We start from the raw sequence: 18984 nt of genomic DNA, 5'->3' as shown, positions 1-18984 counted from the left end.
GTCCCGATGATGGCGCGCCTGAGTGGCAAAAATGCGGTGATTACTGGAGCGAGCGCTGGCATAGGCGCAGCCACCTCATCACTCTAGCTTCTGTGATCTTCCAACGGCGATGGCGCGCGCTGCCCGACGACCGGAATATATGCAATCGGCGAAGCTGAGTCCGCTCACATAAAGATTGGAGCAGATACCTATGGCCGTGCGCCCGGCGGCATACAGCCCCGGTACGACCCCGCCCGCCAATGCCTTCACCGCGCCGCTGGCCTCATCCACCCGCAGACCGCCCACCGTCATGCAGGACAAGGGAAACAGCCGCGCGTCGGTCGAGGCATCTACCGCATAGAAGGGGCCTGTGGCCAGTTCGGCCATTTCCTCGGGCGCCTTGTGAAACGCATCCGGCGTCTCGCCGCGCGCGGCGCTGTTATAGGCCGCCAACGATTCCGCGAAGCGCGCCGGTGAAAAGCCCATTTTTTTGGCCAAGGCCTCCGGCGTCGCGCCCTTTTTCGCGCCGAACAGGCCGTTGATGAGGGTGATATCTCGCTGGAACGTCAGCACACCTTCACCGAATGCGTCCTTGAGCGACTGCCGCCATAGCTTGCGATCCATGATGATGTAGGCGCGCCCGCCATGTCGCTCGACCATCTCGTCGCCGATGCGCGCGCCATACCATGTCTCGTTCACATAGCGGCGTCCTTCACCATCGACGACCATGGCCCGCCCCCACGCCTGCGGCGGTGAGAGGAAGCGCCAGGCAGACACACGCTCCATCAGCCCGGTTTTCCCGCCTGCCGATACGCCCAGCATGATGCCACTGCCATTGTCACCGAGCGTGCCGTTCGGCAGTGCCGCTGCGATATGAGGGGCGAAATGCTGCACCATCGCCTTGTTGCAGATAAAGCCGCCTGCACTCAGCACCACGCCCTTGCGGGCACGCAGCCATACGCTGCTTCGCGCAGCAGACGCCAGTTCATCCGCCCTGCGGAGGAGCCTGTAGCCGATCGATACTGTTACCTGTGCGCCCGGCAGCGTCGATGGGAGCATGGAGAGCCATTTGTTGGCCTTGGCTACGAGTTTCGAATGTCGTTCGCGGATGGCAGGATCGGCCAGCCGCTCGACGCGAACGCCAATGACGCGGCCCGCCCTGTCCAGCGCAAGTTGGCGCACATCGGCATGAGTATGGAATTCCAGCCCGCGCGCAAGTGCCGCCGCCTTGAGTGGCCCATAAACGCCTACGCCAAGGCCGAAGGGGTTCTTGCCATTGCGATGCACCGTACGATGCCCCCGCGCCGCCGGTCGGGTAAAATCGCGGAACGGTCCGGCAAGGCTGCTATCGGGGTGGTAGAGAAACTTGTCGAGCGGCGGATAAGATGTCTTTTTAGAAAATAAGGTGGCGCTGAACGGCGCGCCATGTCGGCGCAGCCACTCGAATGTGTCGGCGCTTGTCTCGCAAAAATCGCGCAGCGTGTCGGGCGCGACGACATTGCCGACCTCGAAGCGGAGATAATCCTCCATAAGCTTGGCGTCGTCCTCGACGCCCGCCTCCTGCTGTATGGAAGTGCCACCGCCAGCGTAATAGACACCGCCATTGGCCGCGGTGGAACCGCCGCCCTCATACAGGTCGAGCGCGATTACGGAGAGACCCTGCTCAAGGCCTTCCAACGCGGCCGCAACTCCAGCTCCGCCTAGCCCGACAACAATCATATCGGCTTCGCCCTGCCACGCATGCGTGTCGGGTTCATCGATGGTGAGCGGGGCATCAATGGCAAGTCCCCAATCGGTGATCGCGCCGCCTGACGTCGGCACTGGCGCGGGCGCGCGGAGGCTCCAAGGATCCGGCGGTAAAAATGCGGCCGTTTCGGGGTTCATCGGGCTTGCCATCTGTCGCCTCCATCCTCTGGGCGCTGCCGCACCTGATTGGTGATGACAGTCAAACATGGCCATAATGATAAACTTGTCCGATAGTCAATTAAATGGCCGTCGCTTTACCGGCCCGCACCATTTGTGCCATTGGTCATCAAATGAGCCGGCCAAATTCAGCTTTGCCGGGCATAAAGCCCACAGCCCGCAGGGGAGGCCGACCCGGCATCGCAGAGGCGGCGCGCTTGACCAGAGCGATCCTCGCCGCTGCTGAGGCTGCGTTCCTCAAGCAGGGCTTTAGCAAGACCAGTATCGCGGCGATCGCGGCGGCGGCAGGAACGAGCAAGCAAACGATCCATGCCCGATTTGGCAGTAAGGAACGATTGTTCATCGCGGTCAGCGACGCATTGCTACGTGAACGTTTCTCGACGCCCGCTCCAAAAGGATTGTCGCTGCGCGACAGTCTGATCGCGGTAGCCATACAGGCGCTGGATGCGATGCTCGACCCGAAGATGGTGATGATGACCGCGATCATCATGGGGGAGGCAAAGCGTTTTCCCGAACTCGCCCGTCTGGCCGACAACGATGCCAGCTTTCCCGGACGCGAAATGATGTTCGTGCTGATTGCCGACGCCGTGAACGCTGGGGAACTTGCCTGCAGTGACCCGCGACGGGCCATGCTGATGCTCCAGGATATGGTCCTCGGCACCCCCCTTCGTGCTGCGACCCTGGGGGAGGGCGGTCTTGATAGCCAGGAGCGGCGCGACTGGGCCGTTGATGCCGTGGACCTGTTCCTTGAAGGCGCGCGGGTCACCCGGCAGAAGGTGGAACGTGAGAAATAGGGTGTCTACTGCCAGACTGCCTTATTAAGATCAGGACTCACTGATTGAGCCAGAAGATGACCACCCCATCAAGTCCAGACGCATCCGATCGGATAAATCGCTTGCTCGATTTGAAGGTCTTGACGGCCACAAGCGATCGTCCAAGCCGTGCTGCTAAACCGGCAAAGTTGGATCGGCAGAGGTCCGGCGAACGTAGAATTCCGTTCGTCCACGCGATCCAATCGGCGACCAGATTATGCGTTTCCGATCCCCGCTGGCCACAGGTTGCTGCAGCGCCTGCATCGCGCAGTAACGTCAGTCGAAACAACGAGTAGAGGGCGAGCGCGCAATGCCGACTTCGTTTACCGCGTCGACGGCGACGCAATAACCCTTCCCAAGGTTCAGGCTGCCAATCTCCAGCGACGTCAACCCGTCGTAGACCTGAAAATTTTGGTTCATCAGATCGGGGCGACGCCCGACGCGAACGATATGAAATTCGGCGCCGGGGGCCGCCTGCCAAGTAACCGTCACGCGCCGGGGGTCCGCTGTGCTCCGGCTCGCCTTCACTGCGGATACGCGCCCAGGGCGTCGGCCTGTGCCTTTACCGAACACGCGCAGGTCGTAGAGAGAGAAGTTGCCGCCGTCCGGCGCCTGTACATTGCGCAGCCGCACGAAGCGAGCGTTCTGCGCTTGGGACAGCACCTGATAGTCATGCGGCGCGTCACGCCCATCGTGGGCGTGGTCGATAGCTGTGCGCCAGCGTTGGCCATCATCCGACAGCTCTAGCACATAGCGGTAGCTATCCCGGCTGATCCCGCGGCCCTGGCTGCCCTGATCGGCAAAGTTGATTTGAATCGCTTCGATGCGCTTTTTCGATCCCAGATCGATCTGGAACCATTCTTCACCGCCCGTTCGCGCCGACCACAATGTCCTCGAATCCTCATCGACGGCGTTTTCAACCGGAAAACCGTCCAGTGTGGAGGACGCGGTGGCAGCCTTGCCGCGCGAAAGAAGCATCCATCCCGTCAGGTCACGATTACCGCTGAAGTAACGCGGATAATCCCCCAGATAGGTATCCGACAGAACTTCGCCCGTCCGTGTAAAACGGGCCGGGAACAGTCCCAGCCGCCGTTCGAAAATATGGCGCTGCGAGATAGTCATGGTGCCTGCGTGCCACCACCGTCCCGTCGCATCCTTGAAGGTGTTGCCATGCCCCGCGCCGGTAATGAAGCCGGTGGGCTTTACAGCGAAGGGGCTGTAATCCTGATAGACGAATGGCCCCATCGGATCGTCCGCAACGAGGACGCCGTTAGCATAGGTCTTGAACTCGGTGCCTGGCGCGGAATATTCCAGATAATAGCGACCGTCGTGCTTGGTCATCCAGGAGCCTTCGACAAAGGAGGGTGCGCCGGGTTTTTCATTATTGTCGCCCGGCACCTCCCACCCGCGACCATCCTTGTCACGGGACTGCGATATCTGCGCGGTTCTGATCACGCGGAAGGTGGTGGTGTCGAGTTCATCCACGCGGAGCGGACCTTTTGATGCCAGACCGCTGTACATGTACAGGCGGCCATCATCGTCGAGGAACATGTCCGGGTCCTCATAACGCTGTTCGATGACGGCGGCTTCATACCAGCGCCCGGACTTTGGATCGTCGGTCGTCCAGATGCGGCGCGTACTTTCGCTTGTGGCCAAATACATCCGGTCCCGGATCACGACGACGGTCGGAGCGAACTTGTCCACGGCGTAGCCGCTCGCTTCCACGAAAGTCCAGTGCTGGAGGTCTGGCGAATGCCAATAGCCCTTCGAATGCGATGCGAAGAGGTAGTACAGGCCTTTATATGTGATGATCGTGGGATCGGCTGCTTCCCGATAGGCTTCGCCGAGCTTGAGCTGGATTTGCGGGATCTTGACGGGCGTCTGGTAACGATAGGGTAGATCAACAGGATTTGCATAGGTCGCCATGCGCGACCTGCCTGCTGCCTCTGCCGGGACGAACGGCACCAACGCCATAACGGACAGGCTCGCCGTTACCCAGTGCAGAGCCTTACATACCGCCCCGTTTCGTACTGAACTTCCCACAAGACTACCCCACTGATGCGTCAGATACGCCGTGACATAGGCCAGGCTGGCAAATAAGTATACAGATACGTTGCATTAATCCGGCGGTGGAGTATGGCCTGCTTCTGGAAATATCTGGCGAGGCAGCGCAGTAATGCGAGCGTGCGCGGCTAAGGATGCAGGGAGAATAAGATGGCAAATTCAGAGGCGTTGAAGCTTGCCTGCGCTGCGGCACTGTATTTCACCACATCTCACGCGGCCTTGGCGTCGGACACCTTGCTTGATGGTTTCCGCGCTCCGCCGCTAGCGGCCAAGCCCAGAGTGTGGTGGCACTGGAACAGCGGGCAGATCAGTTCCGCGGGCATCGCCGCCGACCTCGACTGGATGGAGCGCATCGGCCTGGGCGGGTATCAGGCTTTCGACGTGGACTTGGGCGCCCCGCGCGTGGTGGAAACGCCGCTTCCCTACATGAGCGATGGCTGGAAGGCGATGTTCGGCGAAGCCGTGGAGCAAAGCATTCGCAAAGGCTTCGACATCGGGATCGCCGGTTCGCCCGGTTGGAGCGAGAGCGGCGGCCCTTGGGTCAAACCCGAACAGGGCATGAAGAAATATGTGTGGAGCGAGACCCAGGTCACCGGGGGACGACGCTTCACCGGCCAGCTCGTCCAACCGCCGGGTTCCGCAGGACTGTTTCAGAACAATGCCAGCGGGCTTGGCGTAAAGACGTTCTACCGCGATGCGAAACTGGTGGCGTTCCGCACGTCCAATGGCGCGAAGCTGCCGACCCCCACGGTCAGCGCCAGCGGCGGCAACTTCACCGCGCAGATGTTGGGCGACGGCGATGTCGTGAAAAGCACGGAGTTGACCCCCGGCCCCGATGGCGATGCCTGGCTGCGATTTGACTATGGTCGCGCCGTCACCGTCCGTGCGGTCACGACCGCAACCGGCGGCTACGCCCATTTCGGAGGTCGCGGCGGTGCGGGCCTTGGGTCGGGCGCACGGCTGGAAGCAAGCGATGACGGCCGCAGCTGGAATCAGGTCGGGATGATCGAAACGGCAGGCCCGCAACGGACCGCGACCGTGCCGACGACGACCGCGCGCTGGTTTCGGGTACTGGTTCCGGCAGGAGCGGGTCCCAAAGCCAAGATTGGCGGCGCGAGCATGGCGGGGCCTCCCGGCGGCAAGCTGCTGGTATCGGAGCTGGTTCTGCGCGGTGCCCCGATGGTCAACGCATGGGAAACCAAGGCCGGTTTCGCGCTGTCGTCCGACTATTACTCCCTGGCCACCCCGGGCGGGCAGGGCGCGATCCGCGGGCGGGAGGTCGTCGACCTCACATCACGCATGCGCCCCGACGGCACCTTGGACTGGACTCCGCCAAAGGGCGAATGGACCGTCCTGCGCATCGGCTACTCCCTGACCGGCCAACGCAACGCTCCGGCTCAGCCTTCCGGTTCCGGGCTGGAGGTGGACAAGCTCAGCGGCGCGGACGTGACCAGCTACATTACCCAATATCTTGACCGCTATCGTCAGGCGAGCGGCGGGCGGTTGGGCGCTGGCGGCGTCACCAACATGATCTTCGACAGCTGGGAAGCAGGGGAAGCGAACTGGACGCCCGCCATTCTGGAAAAATTCCAGCGCCTGCGCGGCTACGACGCCACGCCGTTTCTGCCGGTGCTGGCAGGCTATGTGGTGGACAGCGCCGAGGCGAGCGACCGTTTCCTGTGGGATTTCCGCCGCACGCTGCAGGACCTGCTGAAGACCGAGCATTACGACACCCTGACTGCCGAACTGCACAAGGTCGGCATGATCCGCTACGGCGAATCGCATGAAGGCCGCCCCGCCGCCATGGGTGACGGGATGGAGATGAAGGCGTCGGCGGACGTGCCGATGGCGGCATTCTGGCACAAGCGGACGCCCGGCGTCTTCCAGCCTGGCCCTTTCGCCGACATCCGCGAATCCGCCTCCGTCGCCAATATCTGGGGCCAGAACATCGTCGCCGCCGAAGCGCTGACCGCCAGCGGCTCGCCCTGGTCGATCGCGCCGCGCATGTTGAAGCCGGACGCCGACCTGATGATGGTTGCGGGCATCAACCGGTTCATCCTGCACAGTTCGGTGCATCAGCCACTGATCGGCAAGGCGCCTGGGCTGGTGCTCGGTCCCTTCGGCCACTGGTTCAACCGCAACGATACCTGGGCGGAACAGGCAGGCCCCTGGATCAGCTATCTCGGTCGCGCCTCGTACCTGTTGCAACAGGGGCATGCGGTGAACGACGTGGCGATCTTCTACGGCGAGGGCGCCTCGATCACCGGGCTTTTCGGCGAAACTCCACCTGCCGTGCCGGACGGGTTGCAATATGATTATGTGAACGCCGATGCGCTCAAGACTCGCATCTCGGTGAAGGACGGACGTCTCTTTACGCCGGACGACATGTCCTGGCGGCTTTTGTACATGAGTGGCCAAACGCGGTGGCTCACCTTGCCAACGCTTGAACGCCTGCGCGCTCTTGTCCGTGACGGCGCGATCCTCGTGGGTGACAGGCCCCAGGGCTCACCAAGCCTCAGCGACGACCCGGAGCAGGTCCGCGCCATCATAACTGAGCTTTGGCCGATGGCATCTGGCGCTCACAAGGTAGGGGCGGGTAAGGTTTACGCAACGAATAGCCTTGCCGCTCCGTTGGCAGCGGAAGGGGTAACGGCCGATTTCGAAATCGTGGGCGGACAAGCGGACGGCGCGATCCGTTTCAGGCATCGCCAGACACCTGACCGCGACATCTATTTCGTCTCGAATAGCCAGAACAAAGCGCAGTCGGTGGTGGCCGCCTTCCGGGTGACGGGCAAGACCGCAGAGATTTGGGATCCTGTAAGCGGCCAGGCACGACCTGCAAGCTATCGGTACGAAAATGGCCGCACTCTGGTCGATATCCCGCTTGCCCCCTTCGGCTCAACCTTTGTGATGTTCCGCAACGGTGGTCCGGAAAGCCAGCAGCTTCCAGTCCCAACCGTTCAGCCACTGGCTGATGTGTCTGATAAATGGTCGATCGCGTTCCCGCCCGACCGAGGCGCACCGGCAAAGCTCGAACTCGGCCGGTTGCGCGACCTGAGCAAGGACGTCGACCCTGGGGTGAAGTATTTTTCCGGCACTGCCAACTATAGCCGGACGCTCCGGGTGCCGCGGTCCTGGATGCAGGATGGCGGGCGCTTGCAACTCGATCTCGGCACGGTTGAGGTGGTCGCCGAAGTGCTGGTCAACGGCCGTTCGGCGGGCATAGTGTGGACGGCGCCATACCGCGTTGATGTTACCAACCTGCTGAAGACCGGGCGCAACAAGATTGAGGTTCGGGTCAGCAACTTGTGGGTCAATCGCGTCGTTGGTGACCGTCAACCCGGCGTGACGAAACGGATCGCCTTCACGCATGAGGACGCGGCAAGCCTAGGCATCAAGCAGCCGCGTAGCGTGTTCGACACAGTAGGGCCGGGCGGAACGCCCTTCGGCGCCACACCCTACACCGCCTCTACGCCAGTGCCGCCATCGGGGTTGATAGGCCCAGTACGGCTGGAGCGTCAGACGCCCTAGGCTCTCAGACAAGCTCGATAAGTGCTACACCTTCCGGCGGCAAGTCGAGCGTAAGCTGAGCATGCTCATCTAGCGTCATCCTCTCAGGGGCCGCCAGTTCCGCTGCCCTGCGAATGGTATCTAACTGTTCGCGGGTGGGATATTGCGGCGATCCCATGGCGCGCCAAGCTGGATAAGGAGATCCGCGCTCCTGATCCACATAGCTGACTTGGACGGCTTGGGCGGCTGCGGCGCCCTGCAGCCGAACGGTTAGCGTCTTGCGGTCGCCGATGATCCGGCGCTCCCTGCTGGCGCCTGGGATGCCCGGGGCCTGCTGGACGTCTGCGAGGTTCCAGACCAAAGCCGCGCACCCGCCGTCCCGCGTGCGCGAGGCCAGCGCAGGACCCTTCGCGGCCAATCTGCGGTCGCCAAGCCGATGTAGCAGCTTGTAAGTGTTGAATTCCGGCTTGGCCACGCTCCCCCGGGCGAGCATGCCCCAACCGTTCTGACCTTCCTTGAAGATCCAGTTGGCAACCATATTCTCTTCATACTCGCCGCTGATCTGCCACTGGCACATAGCCTGGCAGTGGGGGAGGCTCTCCTTGATGGCGTGGGCGATCATGGCCGGGCTATCGGATGACCATTCATTGATCCACAATGCCGTCCCCTTATAGCGGGTGGCATCGATCTGTTTCCGGGCCAGCGCGGCTGCGGCAGGCACGACATCATACTCCTTATGCAGACCTGCTTTCCCGAAAATCAAGGCCTGATCGTCTCCGGGATAGACATGGGTCGAAACGAAATCGACCGGCAGATTATTCTGTGCACAGAATTGGAGGAACTGCGGAATCCACTGTATTGCTGATGTTGCAGGCCCCCCCACCTTCAAAGAAGGATCGACCGCCTTCACTGCCTGAGCAGCTGCCTTATAAAGCGCGAAATATTCCTCCTGCGTTCCAGTCCAAAACCAGGATTTCAGATTTGGTTCGTTCCAGACCTCAAAATACCATTGTCGCACTTCCTCTGCGCCATAGCGCTGAACGAGATGGCGGACGAACTTCCCGACGAGTTCCGCCCATTTGTCCAACGATGATGGTGGAGTTACATTGGCGCGGTAAAAGCCAAATTCCTTCGCTCCGCTTGCCAACGAGCGGGGCATGAAACTGAGTTCGACGAACGGCTGGACGCCACGTTCTAGCAGGCCATCATATACGGCATCGACGTTCTGGAAATTACCATTTGCTCCGACTCCCATCTCGTCATTGAAGATGCCGTGAAAACGGATGCGTTGCAGACCGGCCTCATTCTTGAACCGCGCCAGGTCCTTGCGCCATGGCTCCCGAAGAGTGATGGCAGCACGATCTGAGCCCATGCAGCGCGACCAAATATGATCGAGAGGACCGGCGTCTTTTCGGATATCGATATCGATGAAATTGTCGGGCGTGCGGCCCCAGGCCGGAGAAGTCAGAGCCGCCACGCCCATCGCGCCCCCCATCGCGGAGAATTCACGGCGCGTCCACATCTTGTCATCCATAGATTTTCACCACTCGCAAGCCAAGCCCATCTTGACGGGCAATTTCCCCGAAATTGATGAGCCGACCATGGATCTTCGCTCTATTAAATGCAACGTTATTGTTTACTTTTTGAGCCATGGGGAGGACCTTGGCCGCCGCGTGCCTTTTCAAATTTGCCTTACGAACGAATGACAAGCGCCCCTCCAGGGGAGAGCATATGCTGCGCTCTGATCGTGCTTTCGTGCGGCTTTACGTGAGCGCCGCTGCTGCGGATATGCCGCGGCTTAATGTGAGGATGGAGGGCTCGCGTTGCCATAAAGCCTTTAACGCGAATAGGATCAAAGCGCCTGCATCATGGAAGCAGTTCGAACCAGTCGGAGGGACAGGATCACCATTGTTCGCGGGCGAACAATATGAGATCCACTATCTTCTTCCCATGTGTCTCGATATCTTTTGCGGAGAGCTTACGAACGAGGTCATACTGTAAAAACCAGCCATATACCGATGTGAGAATGTGCTCGGCGACTGCTTCTGGTCGCTCCACGGGGATCGCGTCCCTGTGCGCAGCGGCGCGAATATCCTCCGCCAGCAGCCGAACTGCGTTGAGATAACCCAGTTCGTGCATCAGTGGCGCGAGATCTGGAAAGCGATGGCGATTGAGAAGAATTAATGAATGAAGTCCGCGGAAGAGGGGATCGACCAACAGAGACGCCATGTCGGCAACGCGTAGGTGCAGAACCTCTCTCAGATCGGTAACGCCATGGGTGGATTTGACTCGGGAAACCGCATACCAGCGGGCCAGCGTTTCCCTTACGACCGCACGGAAAAGATCCGCCTTGGTCGCGTAGCGGGCGTAAAGCGTGGTGCGGGTTATGCCGGTCGCCGCGGCAATCTTCTCCATAGAAACGCCATCGAACCCATCGACCAGAAACATGCCTCGGGCGGTGCCAAGTATGGCTTGCTCGATCAGCGCCACCTCCGTTGACGAGGGACGCCCTCTCTTGAGGGCAAGCTTTGCAGGAGTGGCGGTTCGACGGATCATCAGTGCCTTCTGATATAGGAGCACCGCCATGGCAATGAGATGCTGAAATCGACCCGTTATCTAAATTTGGCGAGATCCTTATCAATTGCAGCCAGCTGCCTGTCGCTGATCTTGCCCTGGGAGAAGCGCTGGATTCCTTTCAGCGTCAGGCCGCGTGCGAGGAAGATCCTGCTGTCGGTCGATGTGTTGGGGATATGCCTGTCCACGATTGCGCGTGTGCGAGGATCATCCAGCAGCGTGCCGATGGGCGTACTCGAGCTACTGTAGCGCGGTGCGGCAGCTGGCGCGTTCTTGCGCGCTGGGATTGCCGCCAAAGAGGTTGCAGAGAGAGCGGTGAGGGCCGCGAAAAGAAGAAGATTTTTCTTCATGGGGTCTTTCAGTCGAGATGGGCGGGCGTGTTTGCAGCCGTTGTCTGAGCGGATGGTCCCGGCCAGATTTGAGCGAAAAATGGATTCGACGCGGCAACTAGCGGATAACTGCCGATATCGGTCTGGCAGGTGGGACACCAATGGCCGCCCGCCAGATAGAGGTTGGGCGACATGGTGAAGCGGTGGCCAAGACTGCATTCCCAATCTACGGGAGAGAATGGGTCATCAACCTTGCTTGCATGGCATTTGGCCCCGCGGAAGTCAGCGGCGCCGCGAAGATCCTCGGCTGCCCATTCGTTCTTCGGCTTGGAATCGTCATAGCCATGATCGAGCGCGATCGGGTCTCGCGAAGGTTGCGCCAATGGGAAGTCATCCCAGTCATCGGGAATTTGTTCCCATGCCTCACGCGATCCGAAATAGGCGTTGATATGTTCCCTGTCATTGGTGCGGATCCAGCTGGCAGGCCCCCCAGAGCCCTCCGCAACCGCACGAATCTGCTTGCGGGCAAGGCCTGGGAACAAGCGCATTATGGTGCGGACCATCCAGGGAATGCGACGGGGTAGTTCGGTGAAAAAGTCGTCGATCGAAAAACGCCGATAGGGCACGAGCTCTTCCAAGCGATCGGAATCTAGATACCACTGTCCATGGAAGTTTCGCGTTGCCAGCCATTTTGGATTGAGAATGCGCCGGAAATCCTTGACGCCCATCGCGGCCATCATCTTGACCATCAACTGATGGTTGACGAGCCGCGCGGCTTCTCCGCCGCCAATATTATAGAAGTGACGCCAGAAAGTCTCTGGAACGTCATCGCCGCACAACGCTGCCATCAAGCGCGCCGAGTCCTCCACGGTTGACCACTCCATGACTCCGTTAGGAGGGTTATGGAACATGATCGGCCCCTGGGTCTTCCACATGTCGTAATGGGCCATACCGGTCTGGCGGATCGATACCCAATATTTAAGGCCGGACTCGGCTACGATGGCCTCTGCACGGGCCTTGGTGCCAGCATAATGCCCGTTATAGCCGATGCAGATCGGATCGCCGGTACGTCCCCAGTGGATCGGAGGATTGCGGCTGCCGGTCTGCGCCACGGTGCCGATGTAGACAAGGCGGATCTGATCAGCATTGGGCTGGCTTCGGATAGCGTTCACGACATTTTGCGTACCGCCGACATTCACCTTCTCAACGACAGCGGGCGGGAGTTCGTCTGCGAGAGGGGACACGAGAGCGCCCATGTGCAGGACCATGTCCACGCCAGCGACTGCCCGGTCCACGGAGGCGGCGTCGGTGAGGTCGCCCCATGCAAAATCCACGCTATGCTGCTTTTGCAGGCGGCGAATAACGGGATGAGATTTCTCTTCTGGACGCACGAGTATGCGGACGGTCAATGCGGGCATCTGCGAAAGTGCATGGACAACGGCTCTGCCCATATTGCCTGTCGCGCCCGTCACCAGGACCAGCTTTCCAGTTGCTGCCATTTTAGTTCCTTTCGCCGTTCTACGATATGCGACTTAGCCCCGGGATTTGTGAATGCCAATTGAAATATACATTAATGTCCATTTATAGGGGAGGGAGATTCAGGAGATCAATTATGACTCGTCCGCACGGTGAACCTCGCCCTGGCGACCCCCATTGGAACAGCGACGTCGAAGCGCCGCTTGTCATCGAGGATGCTGACGCCTTCGAATGGGACGGCGCAGAAGATGTGATCATCGTGGGCTATGGCGGCGCGGGCGTCGCGGCAGCGATCCAGGCGCATGAAGAGGGCATGTCGGTCCTGGCCATCGATCGTGCGGATGGAGGAGGCGCGACGCGCATCAACGGAGGCATATTCTACGGAGGCGGCGGCACGCCGGCTCAGTTGGATGCAGGTGTCGAGGACAGCGTTGAAGACATGTTCAGCTATCTTCGTTTGGAGACCCAAGGCGTTGTCAGCGACCAAACGCTCCGGATCTTCTGCGAAGAGAGCGCAGATACGGCGCGTTGGCTGGCCGGACATGGCGTCCGTTTCGCGGGGCGCGTCTATGAGAAAAAGACAAGCTATCCGCACACCGACTATTCCCTCTATCATTCCGACAACAGCCTTGCGCCCAACTACAAGGCCGTGGCGAAACCTGCTCCGAGAGGGCATCGCGCCCTGGTCGACAAGCTGGATGCACCGATGGGATACGGGAAAGGTCTTTATGATCCGCTGCGGAAGTCAGCGGAGCGTTTGGGGATCAAGTCCTTGCCCTCCACCAAGGTGAGGCAGCTCGTGATGGATCACGATGGTCGCGTGGTCGGCGTGGTTGCCATCCAGATGCAGCCCGGCACCGCCGAGGGGAAGCGCTATGACGCCTTGATGCGTCGCGCGACGGCTATGGTACTTCGCCTGCCGCCCTCGATGCCGGGCGCGCCCATCATCGCGCACCTGGCGTCACGGCTGTTTAAAAAAGCGGGGGCTTTGGAGCGTAAGGCGGGTGTTAAGCGCGTGATTCGCGCGCGTCGCGGCGTATGTCTTGCGGCGGGGGGCTTCATTTTCAATCGAAAGATGGTCGAGCATTATGCGCCCAAGTATCTCAAGGGCATGCCGCTTGGCACTCCCGGCGATGATGGAAGCGGTATTCGGCTCGGGCAGAGCGCGGGCGGTGACGTATCGCGCCTTCAGCATGTCAGCGCTTGGCGTTTCATCAACCCGCCCATCGCCTGGGCGCAGGGCATGGTCGTAAACCGGCAGGGCCAGCGATATGTCAACGAGATGCTCTATGGCGCGTCTATCGGTATGCCGATGGTGGAAGATCATGAGGGTGTGTGCTGGATCATCCTGGACGATGATGGCTATCGAACGGCCAAGCTCCAGTCGAAGAGCAAGGCCATCCTGGGCTTTCAGCGTTACCCCGCACTAGCCGCCATGCTCCTGGGGTCGAAAAAGGCAGGCTCGATCAAGAGCCTGGCCGGAAAGTGCGGGATCACGCCGGAAGGTCTTGAAGCAGCGGTCGCCGACTATAATCGGCTCGCCGAAACAGGGGTGGTCGACCCACTGGGGAAAGCCTCCGAGGATATCGTGCCGATCGTCAAAGCGCCTTTTTACGCCATCAACATGTCCATCGACGCCAAATTGGGTTTCCTCCCCGTTCTGACGCTGGGAGGCCTCAAGGTGCAGGAGCATAGTGGCGCAGTCTTGAACGAAGAGGGTGAGCCGATCCGCGGACTTTATGCGGCCGGCCGGAATGCTGTCGGCATCTGCTCCAATATTTATGTCAGCGGCTTGTCGGTTGCGGATTGCGTCTTCTCCGGACGCCGTGCCGCGCGGTCGCTGGCGAGGTCGGACTAAAGCCGTTGGGTTTGATAGCACGCCGGAGCAAGGCGCTAATGCTACCAGAGCGTTTACTTAATTGCCGGATTGCTTATGTTGAGCATCGGTCGAATCGAGATGACCACTATTTGGATCATGTTTGCCGTGCGGATTGAGGGACTCTCGCCGCATCGGTGCTGCGCTCTGGGCCGAACTGCACGGCGGCCCAGAGCGCATTGCCTTGCGATCGCATTTGCCCGCATCAGCAAGTTGGCTGTGTTGTAAAATATGCAGTTAAGCACATTTATACAGCGCGGCCATCTATACGCACTTGCTCCGATGACCGATAAAAGGCGTCGCCATGACGGTTGGCGGTAGCGGCCTGGCGATCCAGAGGTCGCCAGGCCTTGGGCAACCCGCTATCCCTGCATCGCCTCCAACTCTATCCCCTTGGTTTCCTGAACCGTCATAAAGACGAACAGCAGGGATAGCAGGGCAAAGGTGGTATATGCGCCATAGGTGACGGGCAGCCCGATATTCTTCGCCAGCCAAGGGAAGCTTGAACTGACAAGAAAGTTCGCGAGCCACTGCGCAGCGCCTGCCACGGCGAGGGCCGACCCGCGCATCTGGTTGGGAAACATTTCGCCAAGCATGACCCACATGACCGGACCCCAACTGAGGTTGAAGAATATCACGTAGATGTTGGCAGCGAGCAGCGCGACGAGGCCGAGCCCTGCCGGCAAGCGAAGGGCGCCGTCGACCATGGCCGCATTGCCAAAGCACCAGGCCAGCGTTGCGAGCGTGGCTGTCATGCCTGCCGAGCCGATCAGCAAAAGCGGCCGCCGCCCGATCCGGTCGATGAGCAGGATCGATACGAGGCATGCGAGGATCGACACGGCCCCAGACGCGATATTGATCTTCAGTGCGTCGCTTTCTGTGAAACCCACGGCCTGCCAGAGTACCGCGCCGTAATAGAAGACGACATTGATCCCGACGAGTTGCTGGAACACGGCCAGGCCAATGCCGACCCAGACGATCTTGCGCCAACCGCCGCCCGGCTTGCGAATATCGGCCAGGCTGGGCTGGTGATCGTGAGAAAGCGATGCGCTAATTTCGTTCATTTTCTCGGCTGCGGCTTGTGGGCCGAGCAGGCGATCCAGAACCAGCCTGGCCTGTTGCAGTCGCCCCTTGGCGATTAGGAAGCGGGGGCTTTCCGGGATGCCGAATAGCGCCACCAGGAATAATAGGGCCGGTGCGGCTTGAACCCAGAACATCCATCTCCAGGCAGGCTGCCCGGCCCAAGCCGTTCCAAGCGAGGATCCCGCGATGCCTGCGAGATAATAGTTTGCGAAAAAGGCTCCGGTCAGACCCGAGATGATCATCACCTGCTGCATGCTGGACAGCCTTCCGCGTATATGCGCGGGCGTAACTTCGCTGATGTAGGCGGGGGAAAGGACGCTTGCCGCGCCCACCGCCATTCCAGCGAAGAAGCGGGCGATGGCGAGGACTGTTGCGCTGAATGCTCCGCCGGAGGCGACGGCGCTGATGATGAAGAGGATCGCCGCGACGATCATGACGGTACGACGGCCCCAGATATCCGCGAAGCGGCCCGCGAGGAAGGCGCCCAATGCACAGCCTGGCAACAAAGCGCTGACCGTCAGGCCAAGCTGAGCCTCGTCAAGTCCGAAGGTGTGGCGAAGCCCCTCCTGCGTGCCGTTGATTGCCCCGGAGTCATATCCGAACATGAAGCCGCCGATCGTGGCAACCGCGACTATACGGCCGATCAAAGCCAGATTGACCCGCTCCTGTGCAACCCGATGCATAGCTGAACCTCTCCTATTGTGAGCGCTACCATGGCGAAGTTGTGGACGTGGTCAAGTCTTTAGCTGAGGCGCTGCATCAGATCCGCGGACGACCAGTTCGTAATCAAGTTTTACATGTTGAGGCTGAGCGCGCGCCAAGGGGCGCTTGGATCGCACGGCCTGGGCAAGAATTTCGATCGCAACGCTGGCCATAGCCGAAATCGGTTGGCGTATCGTGGTGAGTTCGGGCCATATTGTCGTGGCGATGGCGGTATCGTCGAACCCGCAAACGGTGAGATCGCTCGGCACATCCAGTCCTCGCTGGTGCGCGGCGCTCACCACGCCCGCCGCCATGTCGTCATTGGCTGCGAAGATGGCGCTGGGCGGCGATGTGATGTCGAGTAGCGTGGCTGCTCCGGAAAGCCCGCCTCGGTAGGTGAAATTTCCCTGCGCGACCAACTTCTTGTCCGGCTTGATCCCCGCCAAATGCAAAGCGCGTTCATAGCCTTGTCGCCGAAGATGACTGGCGGTTTGGTTGGGGTCGCCTGTGACGAACCCGATACGGCGATGTCCGCGCGCCAGGATATGCTGAGTCATTGTGAACGCCGCTTCCTCATCATCTATGAGTACGGCGTGAGAGGAAGGCGATGGCTGTCCGGATGCAACCTGAGCGGCCGCGAGACCGCATTTTTGCAGAGCGCTGAGCAGTTCCGCGTCGTCGCAGAGCGGCGGCGGCAATAACACCGCATCGACCCTGTGTGCGACAAGTCTGGCAGCGAGCATGACGGGCTTTTCCAGCGGGTCAATTTTATCGACGATCAGTTCGACGTCATTCTCTCGGGCAGAGCCGAGGCTTCCGAGAAGAAATTCGCTTAGGTAGGCGGCGCTGGGATTGCCGTATAGCAAGACGATGCGGCATTGCCGTGCCCCCGCCAAAGCGCGTGCTGCAGCGTTCGGGACATAACCCAAGGCGGCAACGGCCACTTCGACCTTTTTGCGAGTCGCGTCTTTCACCCGCTGATCATGGTTGATAACGCGGGACACGGTCATTGGGGACACGCCCGCCGCGTGCGCGACATCGGCAACTGTGGGTCCCTCGGTTCTGCGGCGCGAACCTCTTTTGGCGACCATCTTCTGCATTTCCCCTTTTGCATCGCCTATTCCGAAGGGAGAGGTTGAGCAAGCCTCTTGCATGATGATGAATGTTAGCGCTACCTACGCAGGTTAGGAGAGGGTGTAGCGAGATGTTTCTCGGCATAGATATTGGCACATCGGGCGTTAAAGCCGTGATAGCCGCGCAGGATGGCAAAGTGCTGGCGACTGGGAACGCGCCGTTAAATGTATCACGGCCTTTCCCTTTATGGTCTGAGCAAGATCCCCAGGACTGGTGGCAGGCAACCGAAGCCGCCATTCTTGCGCTGCCTGATGACTTACGCGCAGGGGTGCAGGGCATCGGACTCGCCGGGCAAATGCATGGCGCGACGCTGCTGGGGGTGGACCATAAGCCGCTTCGCCCCGCCATCCTGTGGAATGATGGACGCAGCTTCCAATTATGCCGAAAGCTGGAGGAGGAGATTCCGGAATCGCGCGCGATTACGGGGAATCTTGCCATGCCAGGCTTCACCGCGCCAAAGTTGATGTGGGTGAGGGAGCATGAGCCTGAAGTTTTCGATCGGGTCCACAAGGTGCTGCTGCCCAAGGATTATGTCCGCCTTTGCATGAGCGGCGAGATGGCGTCCGATCTGTCGGATAGCGCCGGGACATTGTGGCTTGATGTGGGGGCACGCGACTGGAGCGACGTTATGCTGGCCGCCACCGGGCTTTCGCGGCAGCATATGCCTGTCCTTTTCGAGGGCAATGGGATCACGGGCGTGTTGCGTTCCGAAGTGGCCGCGCGGTGGGGCATGGCTGCCGTGCCCGTGGCGGCTGGGGGTGGTGACAACGCAGCGGGCGCCGCTGGCATTGGAGTGGTCAACGAAGGGGACGCACTGTTGTCGCTTGGCACTTCAGGCGTGATTTTCGTCGCTACAAGCGCGTTTCGGCCGAACCCCGATGGAGCGGTACATGCCTTCTGCCACTGCCTGCCAGCGATGTGGCACCAGATGAGCGTACATTTGTCCGCCGCGTCCTGCATCGACTGGGGCGTGAAGGCGGTAGGGGCGGACGGCCCCGCGGATTTCTTTGCGTTGGCGCAAGAGGCTGGCAGCGGAGTGGGGCCTGAACTGTTTTTACCGTATCTTTCGGGCGAGCGTACGCCACACAATGACTCGCATATTCGCGGCGCTGTGCTGGGTATCGACAATGAAACGGATCGAAAGCGCATCGCAGCGGCCGTTCTGGAAGGCGTGGCCTTTGCGCACGCAGACGGTATTGCCGTACTGCGCCAGGCGGGTACGACGATCGAGGAGCTTGCGGTCATCGGCGGCGGCGCGCGATCGCGCTATTGGGGTTCGATCATCTCAGCCGCATTGAACGTGCGCCTTGCCTATTTGGAAGGTGGAGAAGTGGGGCCTGCGCTGGGGGCGGCTAAGCTTGCCCTCATGGCCGTGACCGGAGCAAGCGCCGCTGAAGCTTGTACCCGCCCATCAATTTCGGACGTCATAGAACCCGATGCGGCGCTCGCCGACCGTCTCGCGCCGCGGCTTGCCCGTTTCAGAGCGGCCTATTCGGCCCTCAAGTCTTTGTAAGGAGAAATT

Annotated in this window: 12 protein-coding genes; 4 read left to right on the top strand and 8 right to left on the bottom strand. The window is 60.5% G+C overall.

Features of this window, described 5'->3' with window-relative positions; genetic code table 11:
* Positions 1-78: 78 nt before the first annotated feature.
* Complete coding sequence (locus ACZ5TH_RS16215; RefSeq protein WP_464795288.1) at positions 79-1875, bottom strand: FAD-binding protein; 1797 nt, start codon at positions 1873-1875, stop codon at positions 79-81.
* Positions 1876-1967: 92 nt separating this feature from the next.
* On the opposite strand from ACZ5TH_RS16215, the gene ACZ5TH_RS16210 reads away from it, so the two are divergent.
* Positions 1968-2696: a TetR/AcrR family transcriptional regulator C-terminal domain-containing protein gene (locus ACZ5TH_RS16210; protein ID WP_464795287.1), complete on the top strand. Its 729-nt coding sequence runs from the start codon at positions 1968-1970 to the stop codon at positions 2694-2696.
* Positions 2697-2990: 294 nt separating this feature from the next.
* Here ACZ5TH_RS16210 and ACZ5TH_RS16205 read toward each other — a convergent pair whose 3' ends face one another.
* Complete coding sequence (locus ACZ5TH_RS16205) at positions 2991-4640, bottom strand: family 43 glycosylhydrolase (RefSeq protein WP_464795286.1); 1650 nt, start codon at positions 4638-4640, stop codon at positions 2991-2993.
* Between the two features lie 288 nt (positions 4641-4928).
* Between ACZ5TH_RS16205 and ACZ5TH_RS16200 the strand changes: the two genes are divergently transcribed.
* Positions 4929-8309, top strand: a complete 3381-nt coding sequence (locus tag ACZ5TH_RS16200) for a glycosyl hydrolase (protein ID WP_464795285.1) — start codon at positions 4929-4931, stop codon at positions 8307-8309.
* 4 nt (positions 8310-8313) lie between these two features.
* Here the strand turns inward: ACZ5TH_RS16200 and ACZ5TH_RS16195 are convergent, their stop codons facing one another.
* The 4 genes from ACZ5TH_RS16195 to ACZ5TH_RS16180 all read right to left on the bottom strand — a co-directional run bounded on the left by ACZ5TH_RS16195 (position 8314) and on the right by ACZ5TH_RS16180 (position 12690).
* Positions 8314-9822: a GH39 family glycosyl hydrolase gene (locus ACZ5TH_RS16195; RefSeq protein WP_464772894.1), complete on the bottom strand. Its 1509-nt coding sequence runs from the start codon at positions 9820-9822 to the stop codon at positions 8314-8316.
* 368 nt (positions 9823-10190) lie between these two features.
* Positions 10191-10844: a TetR/AcrR family transcriptional regulator gene (locus tag ACZ5TH_RS16190; RefSeq protein ID WP_464795284.1), complete on the bottom strand. Its 654-nt coding sequence runs from the start codon at positions 10842-10844 to the stop codon at positions 10191-10193.
* Positions 10845-10900: 56 nt separating this feature from the next.
* On the bottom strand, positions 10901-11212 hold the full coding sequence (locus ACZ5TH_RS16185; RefSeq protein ID WP_464795283.1) for a hypothetical protein: 312 nt from the start codon (positions 11210-11212) through the stop codon (positions 10901-10903).
* Positions 11213-11220: 8 nt separating this feature from the next.
* Positions 11221-12690: an NAD-dependent epimerase/dehydratase family protein gene (locus tag ACZ5TH_RS16180; RefSeq protein WP_464795282.1), complete on the bottom strand. Its 1470-nt coding sequence runs from the start codon at positions 12688-12690 to the stop codon at positions 11221-11223.
* Positions 12691-12803: 113 nt separating this feature from the next.
* Here ACZ5TH_RS16180 and ACZ5TH_RS16175 point away from each other — a divergent pair, with 113 nt between their 5' ends.
* Positions 12804-14525 carry an FAD-binding protein gene (locus tag ACZ5TH_RS16175; protein ID WP_464795281.1) on the top strand — a complete coding sequence of 574 codons (1722 nt, stop codon included), beginning with the start codon at positions 12804-12806 and terminating at the stop codon, positions 14523-14525.
* Positions 14526-14905: 380 nt separating this feature from the next.
* Here ACZ5TH_RS16175 and ACZ5TH_RS16170 read toward each other — a convergent pair whose 3' ends face one another.
* Both ACZ5TH_RS16170 and ACZ5TH_RS16165 read right to left on the bottom strand, forming a co-directional pair.
* Positions 14906-16309 (bottom strand): sugar porter family MFS transporter, encoded by a 1404-nt coding sequence (locus ACZ5TH_RS16170; RefSeq protein ID WP_464795280.1) that lies wholly within the window; start codon positions 16307-16309, stop codon positions 14906-14908.
* Positions 16310-16360: 51 nt separating this feature from the next.
* Positions 16361-17419, bottom strand: coding sequence for a LacI family DNA-binding transcriptional regulator (locus tag ACZ5TH_RS16165; protein ID WP_464795279.1), 1059 nt, complete (start codon positions 17417-17419; stop codon positions 16361-16363).
* A 113-nt stretch (positions 17420-17532) separates the two neighbouring features.
* Here ACZ5TH_RS16165 and xylB point away from each other — a divergent pair, with 113 nt between their 5' ends.
* Positions 17533-18975: a xylulokinase gene (xylB, locus tag ACZ5TH_RS16160; RefSeq protein WP_464795278.1), complete on the top strand. Its 1443-nt coding sequence runs from the start codon at positions 17533-17535 to the stop codon at positions 18973-18975.
* Positions 18976-18984 lie beyond the last annotated feature (9 nt).

The organism is Sphingobium sp. TomTYG73 (genome assembly GCF_055394245.1).
Note: the sequence above shows the minus strand (reverse complement) of the source record. Positions and strands in the feature narration are given on the sequence as shown.